Source organism: Massilia aurea (assembly GCF_024753205.1).
GTDB classification, from domain to species: domain Bacteria; phylum Pseudomonadota; class Gammaproteobacteria; order Burkholderiales; family Burkholderiaceae_D; genus Telluria; species Telluria aurea.
Window position 1 is genome coordinate 239,795 of record NZ_JANUGZ010000001.1, and the last position, 14,633, is coordinate 254,427.

A 14,633-nucleotide genomic window follows, 5' to 3' on the forward strand; every position below is an offset into this window, starting at 1 on the left:
CAATCCCGCTACATTTGCCTGAACAAATGCGCATACACGGGACTGACACGCGGCTTTTCCGGCCGGCCGCGCAAGGTCAGCATCACCTTGCCCAGATCATCCCGCACCGCGCTGGTCACGCATCCCATATTGACCACCGTGCTGCGGCTCACCTGACGAAACTGCGCGCTGTCGAGCTGCGGCAGCAGTTCCTTCAGCGGCACCCGGATCAGCGCTTCCGCGTCCGCCGTGACCACATTGACATACTTGTCGATCGCCTGGAAGTAGACGACGTCTGGCACCGGAATCATGCGCACCGCGTTGCCGACCGCCGCCCGGATGGTCGTCAAGCGCTCGCTTGGTGCGGCGCGTGGCGCCAGCGCCTGCAACTGCCCGAGCAGCTGGCCCAGTGCATCCGGCGCCAGCGCCGTGCGCGCCTCCAGCGCCCCACGCAGCCGTTCCACGGTCTTGCCCAGCCGCGCGCTGCTGACCGGCTTGAGCACGTAGTCGAACGCCGCGTGCTCGAATGCCTGCACCGCGTAGTCATCAAACGCGGTGACGAACACGATGTGCGGAAACGGCGCCGGGCCCTCCCAGCGCTCGGCCAGTTCTTCGGCCACTTCGAGACCGCTCTGGCCCGGCATGCGGATGTCCAGGAACAGCACGTCCGGTCGCAGCGCCAGGGCCTGCTCCACAGCGACCACGCCGTTGGGTGCGGTCGCGACGATGTCGAGGCCGGGCCACAGGCCTTGCAGTGTCCTGGCCAGCGTGGCGGCCAGGATCGGTTCATCTTCGGCAATTAGTGCACGGGTCATTGTTCGAACTCCAGAGGCAGTGTCAATCGGGCCAGCGTGCCTTGCGGCGGCGCTGGATTCAAGGTCATCGATGCGCGCTCACCATACAGGGCCTTGAGCCGTTCACGCGACGTGGCCACGCCGACGCCACCTCCACGCCGTGCAGGCGCCTGGCCCAGCCCCGGACCCAGGCCCAGGCCGGTATCCCGGACGTCGAGCACCAGGCTGTCGCCTTCGATCGCCGCGCTGATGGTGATCTCGCCGCCATCGATCTTCGGCTCCACGCCGTGCACGATCGCATTCTCGACCAGCGGTTGCAACAGCATGGTGGGCAGGCGCGCGGTGCGCAGCCCTGGCGGCAGGTCGAGCCGGTAGCGCAGCCGTTCACCCATGCGCACGCCCATCAGGCCCAGATACGCCCCCATGGCGGCAAATTCCTGCTCCAGCGTCGTGGTCTCGCTGCGCGATACGCTCAACGTGGCGCGCAGATACTGGATCAGCTGGTCGAGCATATCGCTGGCGTGCACCGGGTCGAGCGCGATCAGGCCCTGCAGATTGGCCAGCGTATTGAACAGCATGTGCGGCTCGATCTGGGCTTGCAGCAGGCGCAGCTGCGCCTGCAACGCCTGGCGCTCGATGATCTGCGCGCGCAGGTGGGCCTCGGCCTGCTCTTCCTGGGCGCGCCGCATGCGTTCGCGGTTCCGGATCAGCACGACCATCAGTGTCGTGCCCAGGAAGGTGAAGACGATCATGCTGATGCGGTCGGCGGACGGATATTCCGCGAGCGTGGGCGTACGAATACCGAGCAACAGCCCGGCCGTGTACAGGCCGGTGAAGTGGGCAACCGGCGCTGCCAGCACCGCCAGCACGCCGAACATCGCCCATTCGCGCAAGCGCCAGACCGGCCGCTTGATGAACAACAGTCGCCCGCCATACACGATCGTGAAGGCCACGATGCCGATCAGGACCGACACCAGCATGTTTTCGAGGAAGCGTCCCGTGACCAGGCTGATGAAACATGCCAGCAGCGCGCTGATGGCGATCGACAGCGGAAAATCGGTCAGCACGCGCCGCAGGCGCGCACGTCGTTGCTGGTGAATCGGCGGAGAGATGCTGGCCATGTGGACTCGCTTCAGAAAATCACGGCAATAAGGACAGGGACAATTCATTGTGCCGAGCCGGCGTCCCAGCGGCAAGAGGCGGTGCGACAAATTGGCAAAAGGCGGGAGTGAACCCGGCCTTGCAGAGCGCAATGGCCCGATTCGCTAGCGTGCCCATCATTCAATTCTCCGAATTCATTTATGCTGGCCGCATCCATCCATAACGCTACAAGGACCCCATGCACCAGTTATTCTCGCCATTCAATCTTGCTTCACTTCCCCTCGTCAATCGCATCGTGATGGCGCCCCTGACCCGGGCGCGTGCGCCGGACGACGTCGCCACTGAAACCGTCGCGCTGTACTACACCCAGCGCGCTACCGCTGGCCTGATCGTCAGCGAAGGCACGCCCATCTCGCGCGAAGGCCAGGGTTACCTGTTCAACCCCGGCATCTACACGCCGGCGCAGATCGCCGGCTGGCGCCTGACCACCCAATCCGTGCACGCCGTCGGCGCGAAGATGTTCGCGCAGCTCTGGCACGTGGGCCGCGTGTCGCACCCGAGCATCCAGACCGATGGCATCGATCCGGTCAGTGCCAGTTCGAAAACCGCGCAAGGCGCCATGGCCTATGGTGTCAAGGATGACGGCACGCCGGGCATGGTGGCCACCACCAAACCGCGCCAGCTTGCGACCGACGAGGTAGCGCGCGTGGTGCAGGATTTTGCCAACGCCGCCGCCAATGCCATCGAAGCCGGTTTCGACGGGGTCGAGATCCACGGCGCCAATGGCTATCTGCTGGAGCAGTTCCTCAACCCGCTGGTGAACGACCGCGATGACGAATACGGCGCGGCCGCGATGGACAACCGCCTGCGCTTCGCACTCGAAGTCGTCGATGCCGTCGTCGCCCGCATCGGCCGCGAACGCGTGGGCATCCGCCTGTCGCCCTACGGCCGCCTGTTCGACATGCCGCTGTACGACGACATCGACGCGACCTACACGGCGCTGGTCGCCGCGCTCGGCGAACGCCGCATCGCGTATGTCCACATCATGGACCAATCCGGCTACGGCATGGGCGACAAGGCGTCTGGGCCGACCGTGTCCGACAGGATCCAGGACTTGCTGCGAGCCTTCCGCACCACGCTGCCCGAGACTGCACTGATCCTGGCTGGCGGCATGACGCGCGAGCGCGCCGACAAGATGATCGACGATGGCGTGATCGATTTGGCCGCGTTCGGCCAGCCGTTCATCTCGAACCCCGACCTGGTCGCGCGCCTGCGCAACGGCTGGCCACTGGCCGAGCCTGACCGCAGCACCTACTACGGGGGCGACGCCAGGGGCTATATCGATTACCCGCCGTACGCTGCGCAGGCCTGATCGTATGGTGGGCTGAACCGGGATGCGCCATCGTGGCGCTCCCACCGGGTGGATGCGCATATCCCGGTTGACCCGCTTCACCCCACCATGTCATATTGCCATCCTCATCAATCCACGGAAGTCCTCGCATGCGTCACCTTGCCTCCGCGCTGTCCATTTCCATCGCCCTCGCCCTGACCGGGTGCGCCACCTCGGCCCAGGGGCCGCAGACTTCAGGGCGCGATGCGCTGACCTCCAGCATCTCGGCCGACTCGCTGCGCGGCCACCTGTCGTTCCTGTCGTCCGACCTGCTCGAAGGGCGCGGCACGCCGTCACGCGGTGTTGACCTGGCAGCCGAATACATCGCGGCGCAGTTCCGCCGCGCGGGGCTCGAGGCCGCTGGCGATGACGGTTACTTCCAGACCGCGAACTGGCAATACGCCAAGCGCAGCCCGCAGGACATCGCATTGACGGTGACGGCCGGCGGCAAGACCATGACCCTCGACCGCACGGGCGCATCGGCCAACTTCGTCGATCCGGTCACGCTGGCGCGCACGCCTGCCGTCTTCATGACCTGGCAGGCGGCGCTGGACGATCCGGACAAGGCCAACGGCAAGGTGCTGGTCGTGCCGGCCGCCGCGATCCCTGGCGCAGGCGCCGCGCTGCAAGCCAAACTGAAAAGCAAGCCGGCACTGATCGTGCTGATCGACCGCGAACGGCGCCAGGCGCGCACGCAGGGCGGCTGGCTGATCGACCCGAGCGTGGCAGTGGCCAAGGGCGGCGCACCGGTCGTGCTGGTGCACGCAGCCGATGCCGCGACCGCGCTCGAACAGGGCGGCGCCACCGTCGCCGCGAAGATCGTCGCACCCGAAATTGCGCCGACCAAGCTGCGCAACGTGATCGGCGTGCTGCGCGGTTCGGACCCGGCCCTGAAAAGCACCTATGTGATGCTCAGCGCGCACTACGACCACCTGGGCATCCGCGACGGCGAGATCTTCAACGGCGCCAACGACGATGGCAGCGGCACCGTGTCGGTGATCGAGATCGCCGCGAGCATGGCGGCGCAAAAGGAGCGGCCACGCCGCAGCATCGTGTTCGTCGCGCTGTTCGGCGAAGAACTGGGCCTGCTCGGCTCGCGCTACTACGCGAAGAACCCCGTGTTCCCGCTGAAGGACACCGTGATGAACCTGAACCTCGAGCAGCTTGGCCGCACCGACGACAGCGAAGGCCCGCAACTGCGTTCGGCCACGATGACCGGCTTTGACTATTCGACCGTTGGCACGACGCTGCAACGCGCCGGCGAGCAGACCGGCATCCGCTTCTGGAAGCACCCGACCAATAGCGACCGTTATTTTGCGCGCAGCGACAACCAGGCGCTGGCCGATGCCGGCGTGCCGGCTCACACGCTGTGCGTGGCGTTCGGCTTCCCCGATTACCACGGCAAGGACGACACCTGGGACAAGGTCGACTACGACAACCTGGCCAGCGTGAACCGCATGATCGCCGTGGCGTTGCAGGACATCGCCAACGATCCGGTCAAGCCGGCGTGGACGGACGTGCCCAACGCCGCCAAGTACCGCGCCGCGGCAGCCGCACTGCAATCGTCGAAGTAAGGGTAGCCCGATGAAGCTGGCCAGCCTTTCGCTCCGCTCGCCCGGCAGCGCTGCGCCGCAGGCGGTCGAGCGGCTCATGCTCGTGGCCGATGCGGGGATCGATGGCGACCGCCACCGCGACCCGGCATCGCCCCGCCAGCTGCTGCTGGCGAGCAGCGCGACCTATGCCGACCTGGGGCTTGCTCAGCATGCGCTGCGCGAAAACCTGCTGCTCGATACGCCCATCGACGCCCTGCCCTCCGGCACCGTGCTGCAGATCGGCGACGGCGCGCAGGTGCGCCTGATGTTCGCATGCGAAGCATGCGGCCGGCTCGACCTGCATGGCGCGCATGTCGCTGCACGCATTGGCGCCCGACGTGGCGTGTTGGCGCGCATCGTGCAAGGCGGCGTAATCCGAACCGGCGATACGGTACGCGACCTGGGTCCATTGCTGCCGGCGTGGTCGGACGACTGGCACGACCGCGTGGCGCAGGTGATCGACGCGATGCCGCCTGACACCGTGATCGAGTACGCATTGCTGGCGCGCCTGGCCGGGATCCAGTCGACCTATTGCCGCGCCTTCCCGCGCTTTTTGGCGTCACTTGGGCCGGCGTATGCGAGCAGAGCGCTTGCGGCACGCGCTGCGTCGCCGCTGGCGCGATGGGATGGCAGCGGCCTGTTCGACGCGCGTTTGGACCAGGGACCTGGGCCGGACGGAAAACTCAATTGTTGCTAAGTTATCTAGCGCACAGCCGATGAATTTCGGAAATGTTTTAATGCTTCTGTCGCGCACGATTGCGGTCGGGGCGTGAGTCAAAAAATTGGCAGCTGGTGTAAGCTGAATGACAACATTTAATTTTAAGGAGCACCCCATGAAAACCACGATTACCATTTCCGCCCTGATGCTGAGCGTCGCGATGCTGGCCGGTTGCAACAAGAACGACAATATGGGCCCTGCACAAGAAGCCGGCGCTGCTGTCGACAACGCAGGTGCCAAGGTTGCCGAAGAATCGAAAGAAGCCGCCGCTTCGGTCGATGCTGCTGCTGAACGCGCTGGCGACAAGATGGAAGTTGCTGCTGACAAGGCTGAAGCCAATATGGACGCTGCTGGTCAGCGTATCGACGCGGCGACCGACCGTGCTGGTGCACGTATCGACGCTGCTGGCGCAGAAGTGCGTCAGGAAAGCCGCGAAGCTGCTGCTGCCGCTAAAGAAGCGACCAGCAACGCCACCGCTGCTGCTGGCCGTAGCGTCGAGCGTGCTGGCGAAAAAATGCAGGACGCTTCGAAATAATTCGCACGAATTAGGTCGACCAGCAGTTCTGTAATGCGCAAGCCGCGACCCGGGAAACCGGTGTCGCGGCTTGTTCACATTTAGCACTCTAGAACGCAACAAGGGCGCCTCATTTCGCCAGGCAAACTGGTTGGTTCGCCTCTCAAAACCTTGTGTACCGGTTTCGACACGTTTCTCGCCTTAGTGAGCGAACTCTAGGCCCGAACTCGAATACCTGTTGACACTGTCAAACTGAAAAACCTACAGTTTCATTATTGAAGATCTGGTTCCGCAAAGAGAAACCCGCTTCATGGATCGGATGTCGGCCATCGTTGTGGCCGGCGACGACCCGGCACCATCACAATAATGGAGACAGACCGAGTGAAGAAACACATCATCGCAATGGCGGCGCTATGCGCCTGCGTGTCAGCTGCACCGAGCGCCTCCGCGCAATCGGCCATTACCCTGTACGGCATCATCGACGCCGGCTTGACCCGCCTGACCAACGACGGCCCGCAAGGCGATATGACCAAGGTCGATACTGGTCAGATGCAGGTATCGCGCTGGGGCATCAAGGGCCAGGAAGACCTGGGCGGCGGCATGAAGGCGCGCTTCGGGCTGGAAGGCACACTGCTCAATGACACAGGCGGCGCCGGCGTCCCGTTTGGCACCCCGTCCAGCACCAGCCTGTTCGACCGCGAAGCCACGGTCGGCATCGTTACCAACTACGGCGCCATCGACATCGGCCGCCAGAATATCGTCGGCATCATGTCGGTCGGCATGGCCGATCCGCTGGGCTTGGGCTTTGCCTCCAGCAGCCCGAACGTGCTGTTCTCGGCGATGAACAACGCCGCCGTGTATGCGCCCTACGGCGCCAACAATGGCGGCACGGCCCTGCGCCAGAACAACTCGGTCAAGTACACGTCACCCGTGTTCAAGGGCCTGAGTTTTGCCTTGATGCGCGCCTTCGGCGAGCAGGCAGGCAATGCGCAGAAAAGCTCGTACCAGGGTGGCGCGCTGCTGTACAACACCGGCAAGCTGGCCGTGGCCGGCGCCTATGCGCGCATGAAGAACATCACCGACACCGATCTGCTCACGTCGCACGCGTATGGCATCAAGTACGCGTTCCCGGCGGTGACGCTCAAGTCGACCTATTCGTGGAATGAACTGCGCAGCACTGGCCGCAAGATCGCGGTGCTCGGCGTCGGCGCCGATGTGCCGGTGGCGCCGGCCTTCCTGGTGACGGCCGCGGCTTACCAGGTCAAGCGCTCGGGCGACCTGAAGGACGATGCACAGCAATTCATCCTGATCGGCCGCTACCTGATGAGCAAGCGCACGACCGGCTATGTCTCGGTGGGCCACGCGGCGACCGACAGCATCGTCCAGACTGACCAGATCAATCTGGCCCAGAACTTCGTGGCGGTCGGCAGCGACTCGGCCAACCGGTTCACGATGGGCATCATGCACATGTTCTGATGACGACCCACGACGACACGCATTCCGTATCACCTTCCGCCCCGCCCGGCTTCGAACGCCTGAACCGCGGTGGGCCGTATATGGCCAATCTGGGCGAGCTGTATTGCCGCCGGGGTGAGGCCGAGCGCGAAGGCGAGATCGTGTTCGCGATGCGCATCGAGGACAAGCACACGAATATGCGCGGCATCGCGCATGGCGGAATGCTGGCCAGTCTGGCCGATTCCGCACTTGGTCTCGGCTTGACGCTGTATTGCGAAGGACGCCAGTCGTTCGTGACCGTCAACTTGAGCACCGATTTCATCGACGCGGCCAGGCCCGGCGACTGGGTCGAAGCGCATGTCGAGGTGCAGAAAATGGGCAAACGGATGGCGTTCGCCAACTGTTTCCTGCAAGTCGGCGCGCGCCGCATCCTGCGCGCCAGCGGCGTGTTTGCGGTGATGAACGCCTTGAACCCCGACCAGCTGGCGGCCGGGTATTGAGCCCTGCCTGATTACGACTCGAGGCGCCGTGCGACCTCGATCAGGCGCGGGCGCACTTCATCGAGCAGGAAGGCGGTCGATACGCTCGACGAGGGGCCGCCGCAATTGATCGACATGATCTGATTGCCGCCGATCGGCATGAAGCCGACTGCGATCCCGTTGACGTCCTTCTGCCAGTCCCCGAACGAGGTCGTGCAGCCATACGTCTCATAGTCGCTCAAGCCCTTGGCCAGACCCGTGCGCATGGCCTCGAACGCGGTTTCGTCCAGCTCCAGCGAGCGGCTCAGGATATCCCGGCGCTCATTCTCGGCGGCCCGGGCCAGGTAGGCGCGGCCGATCGCCGATGTCGCCAGCGACATGCGCGAGCCGACCTGCAGCGCCAGCGCCAGTGCCGCGCTGCTGCGGCACACTTCCACATAGATCATCGACAGCCGGTCCCGCATCGCGATCGACACGGTGGTGCCGGAGAACTCAGCCAGCTCCTGCATCATCGGGCGCGCCAGTTGACGGATGTCGAGCCGGGCCAGCATGGCGCTGCCCAGGCCGAGCGTGGCGCTGCCGAGCGTATAACGCCCGCCCGGCTCCTGTGCCAGGTAGCCGAGCGTAGTCAGCGTGTAGGTGATGCGGGTGACAGTGGACTTGGGCAAGCCGCAGCGCTCGGCGATCTGCTGGTTGCTCAGCCCCTTGTCGGCTGAGCGAAAGCAGGCCAGGACCTCGAGGCCACGCGCCAGCGCCGTGATGAAGTAGCGTTCTTCGGCGCCACGCGGCGCGTCGGCCACATCGGCACCTTGCACATCATCAGGAAGGGTGTCGCTCACTGGCATGGGAAGGCCCTGAATAAGAATGGTGGTCAAATTCCATTCTAATACAGTTCATTTCGCCATGCAAAACCGGCAGGCATTAACGCTACGTATTGACGTTGTTAAACGACACCGCGCTCCCGCAAGCCAGCCAGCGTGTCTGCCGACAGGCCAAGCAACTCATGCAGCACGTCGTCCGTCCCCTCGCCCAGGCACGGCGGGCTACTGCGTACCGGCAGGCGTTCGCCATCGAAGCGATAGGGGGAGGCCAGTACCGGGACACTGCCCACAACGGGATGCGGCATGTCCTTGACCAACCCGCCCTGCTGCGCGCGGGTCGACGTCAATGCCTCATGCAGCCCGGCGACCTCGCCACACGGGATACCCACCCGGCTCATGCACGCAAGCAGATCGCTGCGCGTGCGCTGCGCCAGTTCGCGTTTGATCTCGGGCATCAGCTCGTCGCGGTGCTGCGTGCGCGCCAGGTTGGTCTTGAAACGCTCATCCAGCGCAATGTCGGGACGCTCGATCACGTCATTGCAAAAGCGTATGAACTGGCTGTTATTGCCCACCGCAACGACCAGTGGACCATCCTTCGCCTCATACACGCCATAGGGCATGATCGATGGATGCGCATTGCCGTAGCGCGGCGGGTCGTTCCCGCGCAGCAGCGCTTCCAGGCCGTAATAGGCGGAAATCATCAGGCCGCAGTCGAACAATGCCATGCCGATGTGGCGGCCCTTGCCCGTCTTTTCGCGCTCGTACAGCGCCGCCAGCACGCCCTGCGCCGCGTACATTCCCGTCATCATGTCGACCGCGGCAACGCCGAATTTCAACGGCGGCTGGGTCGGTTCCCCGTTTAGTGCCATGAGGCCCGATTCGCCCTGGATGACCAGGTCGTAGCCGGGCCGCGCGGCTTCCGGGCCGGTGCGGTCATAACCCGTGATCGAGCAGTAGATCAGGCCCGGCTGGGCTTCCTTCAGGTCGTCATAGCCCAAGCCGAGTCGCTCGATGTCGCCGAACTTGAAATTCTGGATCACGATGTCGCTCTTGCGGATCAGATCCCGGGCGATCTTTTGGCCGTCGGGTGTTTTCAGGTCGAGGCACACCGAACGCTTGTTGCGGTTGACGCTGTTGAAGTACGCGGTTTCGGTGGCGCCGATGCGCATGCCCCAGTCGCGCGTGTCGTCGCCGCGCTCGGGATGCTCCACCTTGATCACTTCCGCGCCCAGGTCGCCCAGCACCATCGCACACCACGGCCCGGCCAGCACGCGCGAGAAATCCAGCACGCGCACGCCGGAAAGAGGCAAAGCAGATTTGTCAGTCAACATAACACTCCAGATACCCGGCCTCTCCACAAGGAGCCGGCAAACATCATTCTTCTCGCCGACCCGCGGCTGAAGCACTGCGCAGTTCCGCGAAAGCGGGCGCGCGTTTTTCGAAGAAGGCGGCAATGCCTTCCTGCGCTTCGTCGTCGCCCTGCGACTGCACCATCAGCGCAGCTTCCAGGTCGAGCTGCTCGTCCAGGCTTGCGGCCCCGGCATTCTCGCACAGCACCTTGATGCGCCCGTTGGCATTGGCTGGTCCGGCGGCCACGCGTGCAGCCAGCGCAATCGCATCGGCCAGTGCCTGCCCTGGCGCGGCCAGGCGGTTGACCGCGCCCAGCGCATGCAGGCGCGCGGCCGGCAGGCGCTCGCCCAGCAGGCATAGCTCGGTCAGCAACTGGCGCGACATGCAGCGCGCCAGAAACGCCGTCGCGCCGCCATCCGGACTCAGGCCAACCTTGACATACGCCATCGAAAAGAAGGCATCGTCAGCCGCGACCACCATATCGCACGCCAGCGCCAGGGACAGGCCGGCGCCTGCCGCCCCACCCTCGACCGCCGCAATCACCGGCTTCGGGCAGGCGCGCAGCGCGCGCACCAGATCGTGCAGGCGTTCGACCTTTTTGCGTCGCTCATCCGGCGCCAGCACGCGGCGCGTGGCCAACTGGCGCAGGTCGCCACCGGCGCAGAAAAAGTCGCCATCGCCGACCAGCACGATGGCGCCAATGGCCGGGTCCTGCGCCGCCTGGTCGAGCGCGGCCGGCAGCGCGTCGTACAGCGCCGGGGTGATCGCATTCTTCGCCGCCGGATTGCTGTTGACGAGAATGCGCACCGCGCCGTCAGTGCGCATCACGAGGCCGGGTGCATTCATGCTGCTGCGGTCTCGCTGGTCTCGCTGGTCTCGCGCCCGAGGGCGATATAGCGCGCCAGGTGATGGTCTTCGTCGCCCAGCTGATGATCGATCATCACGAGGCGCTTGGCGTAGTGCGCCAGCGGCAGCTCCCAGGTCATGCCGATACCGCCGTGCAGCTGGATGCATTCTTCCGCCACCAGCGTGCCGATCCGGCCGATGCTGGCCTTGGCGGCCGACAGGCTGCGCTCACGCGTGACGCGGTCGGCGTCCAGGGCGGATGCAGCATTGATCACCGCCGAGCGGGCCTGCTCGATTTCGAGCAGCAGGTCGGCCATGCGATGCTGCAGCGCCTGGAAGCTGCCGATCACGACGCCGAACTGCTTGCGCGTGCGCAGGTAGTCCAGCGTTGCCTCCTTGGCCGCTTCCATCGCGCCGAGGGCTTCCGCGCACAGGGCCAGCACGCCGCGCCCGACAGCGCGCTCGATCGCTGCAAAACCGTGGCCCGGCTCACCGAGCAGCGCGTCAGCGCCGACCCGCACGCCGCTGAAGGTCAGCTCGGCCACGCGGCCGCCGTCCATCGTCGGCGAGCCCACCATCGACACGCCGGCCGCATCGGCAGGAACCAGGAACAGCGAGATACCCGCTTCGTCATCGACCGCGCCCGAGGTGCGCGCCGACACCACGATCCACTGCGCGTGTTCGGCGTTGGCCACCACGGCCTTGGCGCCGTCGATCACCCAGCCATCGTCGTCGCGGCGCGCGCTCGTCGCAACCCGCGCCAGTTCATAATGCGCGTCCGGTTCGTCGTGGGAAAACGCGGCGATCACGGATGCATCGGCGATGCTGGCCAACACCTCTTTCTGCGCATCGCTGCCAGCTGCCGCAATGGCTTCGGCCGCCAGCACGGCGCTGCCCAGTAGCGGCTCGAGCACTAGGCCACGGCCCAGCGCCTCGAACACCACCGCGATGTCAAAACCGGCCCCGCCGAAGCCGCCGTCTTCTTCGCGCAGCAGCATGCCTACCACGCCCAGTTCGGCGAACTGCTGCCACATGGCGTTGGAAAAGCCTTCTGGCGAGGCGGCGATCTTGTGCCGCGCCTCGATGTGATATTGCTGGGCGATGAAGCGGTTCAGGCTATCGGCCAGCATGCGCCGTTCTTCTGTATGTTCGAAGTTCATGTCGCTTGCCCTTACAGTCCGAGGATCATCTTGGAGATGATGTTTTTCTGGATCTCGTTGGAGCCGCCGAAGATCGACAGCTTGCGGTTGTTGAAGTATTGCGCCGAGGCGGCGGCCGCAAAATCTGGCCCGAAGCCCGGGCCATCATTGGCCGCATCGAGCATGTCCTGCGTGAACGGGCGTGCATACACGCCCATCGCGCGCCGCGTCAGCGCATTGATCTCCTGACGGATCTCGGTGCCGCGAATCTTGAGCATCGAGCTCTCCGCGCCCGGCACGCCGCCACCAGCCACCGCCGCGATCACGCGCAGATTGGTGGTCTTCATGTTTTCCAGGTCGATCTCGACGCGCGCCAGGCGGCGCGCAAAGCCCGGATCGTCTGCCAGCGGCTTGCCACCGCGCGTCTGCTCCTGCGCGATGCGCTTCAAGCGCGCCAGCGCCGCCATCGAGAAGCCGACACCGGCGATATTCGTGCGCTCATAAGTAAGCAGATATTTGGCGCAGGTCCAGCCGCGATGCTCTTCGCCAACCAGGTTCTGCACCGGCACCCGCACATCGGTGAAGAACACTTCGTTGACTTCGCGCTCGCCATCGAGCAGCGTGATCGGGCGCACGTCGACGCCCGGTGACTGCATGTCGATCAGCAGGAAGCTGATGCCCTCCTGCTTCTTGGCGCCCGAATCGGTGCGCACCAGGCAGAAAATCATGTTCGCGTGCTGGCCAAGCGTGGTCCAGGTCTTCTGGCCATTGACGATGTAATGCTCGCCCTCGGCGTCCACACCGCGCACGGCGCTGCACTTGACCGCCGCCAGGTCCGAGCCCGCACCCGGCTCCGAATAGCCCTGGCACCACCAGTCGGAGCCATCCAGGATGCGCGGCAGCCAGTAATCCTTCTGCGCCCCGTTGCCGTACTTGATCAGGACCGGGCCCAGCATGTTCACGCCGAACGGCACGATGCGCGGCGTATTGGCCAGCGCGCACTCGGTCTCGAAGATGAATTTTTCAATGGCGTCCCAGCCCGGGCCGCCGTATGCTTCCGGCCAGTGATTTGCCAGCCAGCCGCGCTCATTCAGGATCGCGTGCCAGCGCTCCATGTCGGCCTTCGACAGATGCTTGCCATTGGCAACCTTATCCGACAGGTCCTGCGGCAGCTTCTCGGCCAGGAATGCCCGTACCTCGTCGCGAAAGCGCTCTTGCTCAGGGGTGAAATGTAAATCCATGATGATCCTTTAGAAAATCTCGAACAGGCCCGCAGCGCCCATGCCGCCGGCGATACACATCGTGACCACGGCATACTTCGCGCCGCGGCGCCGGCCTTCAATCAGAATGTGGCCGGCCAGGCGCGCACCTGTCATGCCGAACGGGTGGCCGATCGAAATCGCGCCACCGTCGACGTTCAGGCGCTCGTCGGGAATGCCGAGTTGCTGCTGGCAGTAGATCGCCTGCGAGGCAAAAGCTTCGTTCAGTTCCCACAGGTCGATATCGTCCACCGTCAGGCCAAAGCGCTTCAAGAGCTTGGGCACCGCGAACACGGGGCCGATGCCCATCTCATCCGGCTCGCAGCCGGCCACCGCCATGCCACGGAAGGCGCCCAGCGGGGTCAAGCCGAGGCGCTCGGCTTCTTTTGCTTCCATCATCACGCAGGCCGATGCGCCATCGGACAGCTGCGACGCATTGCCGGCAGTGACGAATTTGCCCTCGCCCATGACCGGCGCCAGCTTGGCCAGGCCTTCATAAGTCGTGCCGCGCCGGTTGCAGGTGTCTTCGGCGATCGTGACTTCGCGGTGGCTGACTTCCTTCGTCTCCTTGTCGGTGACGGCCATGGTCGTGGTACAGGCGACGATTTCCTCGCTGTAGCGGCCGGCCAGCTGCGCGGCCTCGGTCTTGCGCTGGGACTCGAACGAGAAGCGGTCCTGTGCTTCGCGGCTGATGTTGTAGCGCGCGGCGACGATGTCGGCGGTGTCGATCATCGGCAGATACAGGTCCGGCTTGTGTTCCAGGATCCACGGGTCGATGCCCGGATCGCCGCTGTCGCGGCTGCGGATGTGCGAGATGCTCTCCACGCCGCCGGCAATGATGGCCGGCGCGCCGTCGACGATGATGCGGCCGGCGCCAATGGCGATCGCCTGCAGGCCCGAGGCGCAGAAGCGGTTCACAGTCGTGCCGGCAATGGTGATCGGCAGGTCGGCGCGGATCACGCTCTGGCGCGCGACGTTACGGCCGGTGGTGCCTTCCGGGTAGCCGCAGCCGAGAATCGCATCCTCGATCATGGCCGGATCGATGCCGGCGCGCTCGACGGCGGCGCGTACTGCGAAGGCAGCCAGCTGGGCGCCGGGCGTGATATTGAATTCGCCGCGGTGCGCCTTGGTCAGCGGGGTGCGGGCGGTTGAAACGATGACAGCTTCGCGCATGGCGAGTCTCCTGACAAATTGAT

General features: G+C 65.0%; 14 protein-coding genes. 6 read left to right on the forward strand and 8 right to left on the reverse strand.

The genetic code is table 11. The features are described from left to right. Positions 1-8: 8 nt before the first annotated feature. Together NX775_RS01035 and NX775_RS01040 are read right to left on the reverse strand one after the other, a co-directional pair. Positions 9-794 carry a LytR/AlgR family response regulator transcription factor gene (locus NX775_RS01035; protein ID WP_258834295.1) on the reverse strand — a complete coding sequence of 262 codons (786 nt, stop codon included), beginning with the start codon at positions 792-794 and terminating at the stop codon, positions 9-11. Further along, entirely contained in the window at positions 791-1,894 is a 1,104-nt protein-coding gene (locus NX775_RS01040; protein ID WP_258834296.1) for a sensor histidine kinase, read from the reverse strand. Before NX775_RS01040 ends, NX775_RS01035 begins: the two co-directional genes overlap by 4 nt. 218 nt (positions 1,895-2,112) lie before the next feature. Between NX775_RS01040 and NX775_RS01045 the strand changes: the two genes are divergently transcribed. From NX775_RS01045 to NX775_RS01070, 6 genes are all read left to right on the forward strand, one after another. Further along, on the forward strand, positions 2,113-3,246 hold the full coding sequence (locus NX775_RS01045) for an alkene reductase (RefSeq protein WP_258834297.1): 1,134 nt from the start codon (positions 2,113-2,115) through the stop codon (positions 3,244-3,246). Positions 3,247-3,374: 128 nt separating this feature from the next. Beyond that, positions 3,375-4,838 carry a M28 family peptidase gene (locus tag NX775_RS01050; protein ID WP_258834298.1) on the forward strand — a complete coding sequence of 488 codons (1,464 nt, stop codon included), beginning with the start codon at positions 3,375-3,377 and terminating at the stop codon, positions 4,836-4,838. A gap of 10 nt (positions 4,839-4,848) precedes the next feature. Continuing rightward, entirely contained in the window at positions 4,849-5,553 is a 705-nt protein-coding gene (locus NX775_RS01055) for an MOSC domain-containing protein (RefSeq protein WP_258834299.1), read from the forward strand. A gap of 136 nt (positions 5,554-5,689) precedes the next feature. After that, positions 5,690-6,109, forward strand: a complete 420-nt coding sequence (locus NX775_RS01060; RefSeq protein ID WP_183552687.1) for a hypothetical protein — start codon at positions 5,690-5,692, stop codon at positions 6,107-6,109. A gap of 360 nt (positions 6,110-6,469) precedes the next feature. Further along, on the forward strand, positions 6,470-7,564 hold the full coding sequence (locus tag NX775_RS01065) for a porin (RefSeq protein ID WP_258834300.1): 1,095 nt from the start codon (positions 6,470-6,472) through the stop codon (positions 7,562-7,564). Next, positions 7,564-8,043: a PaaI family thioesterase gene (locus NX775_RS01070; protein WP_258834301.1), complete on the forward strand. Its 480-nt coding sequence runs from the start codon at positions 7,564-7,566 to the stop codon at positions 8,041-8,043. Before NX775_RS01065 ends, NX775_RS01070 begins: the two co-directional genes overlap by 1 nt. An 11-nt stretch (positions 8,044-8,054) precedes the next feature. Here NX775_RS01070 and NX775_RS01075 read toward each other — a convergent pair whose 3' ends face one another. The 6 genes from NX775_RS01075 to NX775_RS01100 form a co-directional block, all read right to left on the reverse strand. Further along, complete coding sequence (locus NX775_RS01075; RefSeq protein ID WP_258834302.1) at positions 8,055-8,867, reverse strand: IclR family transcriptional regulator; 813 nt, start codon at positions 8,865-8,867, stop codon at positions 8,055-8,057. Between the two features lie 98 nt (positions 8,868-8,965). Next, complete coding sequence (locus NX775_RS01080) at positions 8,966-10,174, reverse strand: CaiB/BaiF CoA transferase family protein (protein WP_258834303.1); 1,209 nt, start codon at positions 10,172-10,174, stop codon at positions 8,966-8,968. 43 nt (positions 10,175-10,217) lie between these two features. Continuing rightward, complete coding sequence (locus tag NX775_RS01085) at positions 10,218-11,039, reverse strand: oxepin-CoA hydrolase, alternative type (RefSeq protein WP_258834304.1); 822 nt, start codon at positions 11,037-11,039, stop codon at positions 10,218-10,220. Next, positions 11,036-12,199: an acyl-CoA dehydrogenase family protein gene (locus tag NX775_RS01090; protein ID WP_258834305.1), complete on the reverse strand. Its 1,164-nt coding sequence runs from the start codon at positions 12,197-12,199 to the stop codon at positions 11,036-11,038. Before NX775_RS01090 ends, NX775_RS01085 begins: the two co-directional genes overlap by 4 nt. Positions 12,200-12,210: 11 nt before the next feature. Then, positions 12,211-13,419, reverse strand: coding sequence for an acyl-CoA dehydrogenase family protein (locus tag NX775_RS01095; RefSeq protein WP_258834306.1), 1,209 nt, complete (start codon positions 13,417-13,419; stop codon positions 12,211-12,213). Between the two features lie 9 nt (positions 13,420-13,428). Beyond that, a complete protein-coding gene (locus NX775_RS01100) occupies positions 13,429-14,610 on the reverse strand; it encodes an acetyl-CoA C-acyltransferase (RefSeq protein ID WP_258834307.1) in 1,182 nt (393 codons plus the stop codon). Positions 14,611-14,633: the final 23 nt, after the last annotated feature.

Coding starts and splice junctions, on each gene's coding strand:
- NX775_RS01035 (WP_258834295.1), bottom strand. CDS start 794: ATGACCCGTGCACTAATTGCCGAAGATGAACCGATCCTGGCCGCCACG.
- NX775_RS01040 (WP_258834296.1), bottom strand. CDS start 1,894: ATGGCCAGCATCTCTCCGCCGATTCACCAGCAACGACGTGCGCGCCTG.
- NX775_RS01045 (WP_258834297.1), top strand. CDS start 2,113: ATGCACCAGTTATTCTCGCCATTCAATCTTGCTTCACTTCCCCTCGTC.
- NX775_RS01050 (WP_258834298.1), top strand. CDS start 3,375: ATGCGTCACCTTGCCTCCGCGCTGTCCATTTCCATCGCCCTCGCCCTG.
- NX775_RS01055 (WP_258834299.1), top strand. CDS start 4,849: ATGAAGCTGGCCAGCCTTTCGCTCCGCTCGCCCGGCAGCGCTGCGCCG.
- NX775_RS01060 (WP_183552687.1), top strand. CDS start 5,690: ATGAAAACCACGATTACCATTTCCGCCCTGATGCTGAGCGTCGCGATG.
- NX775_RS01070 (WP_258834301.1), top strand. CDS start 7,564: ATGACGACCCACGACGACACGCATTCCGTATCACCTTCCGCCCCGCCC.
- NX775_RS01075 (WP_258834302.1), bottom strand. CDS start 8,867: ATGCCAGTGAGCGACACCCTTCCTGATGATGTGCAAGGTGCCGATGTG.
- NX775_RS01080 (WP_258834303.1), bottom strand. CDS start 10,174: ATGTTGACTGACAAATCTGCTTTGCCTCTTTCCGGCGTGCGCGTGCTG.
- NX775_RS01085 (WP_258834304.1), bottom strand. CDS start 11,039: ATGAATGCACCCGGCCTCGTGATGCGCACTGACGGCGCGGTGCGCATT.
- NX775_RS01090 (WP_258834305.1), bottom strand. CDS start 12,199: ATGAACTTCGAACATACAGAAGAACGGCGCATGCTGGCCGATAGCCTG.
- NX775_RS01095 (WP_258834306.1), bottom strand. CDS start 13,419: ATGGATTTACATTTCACCCCTGAGCAAGAGCGCTTTCGCGACGAGGTA.
- NX775_RS01100 (WP_258834307.1), bottom strand. CDS start 14,610: ATGCGCGAAGCTGTCATCGTTTCAACCGCCCGCACCCCGCTGACCAAG.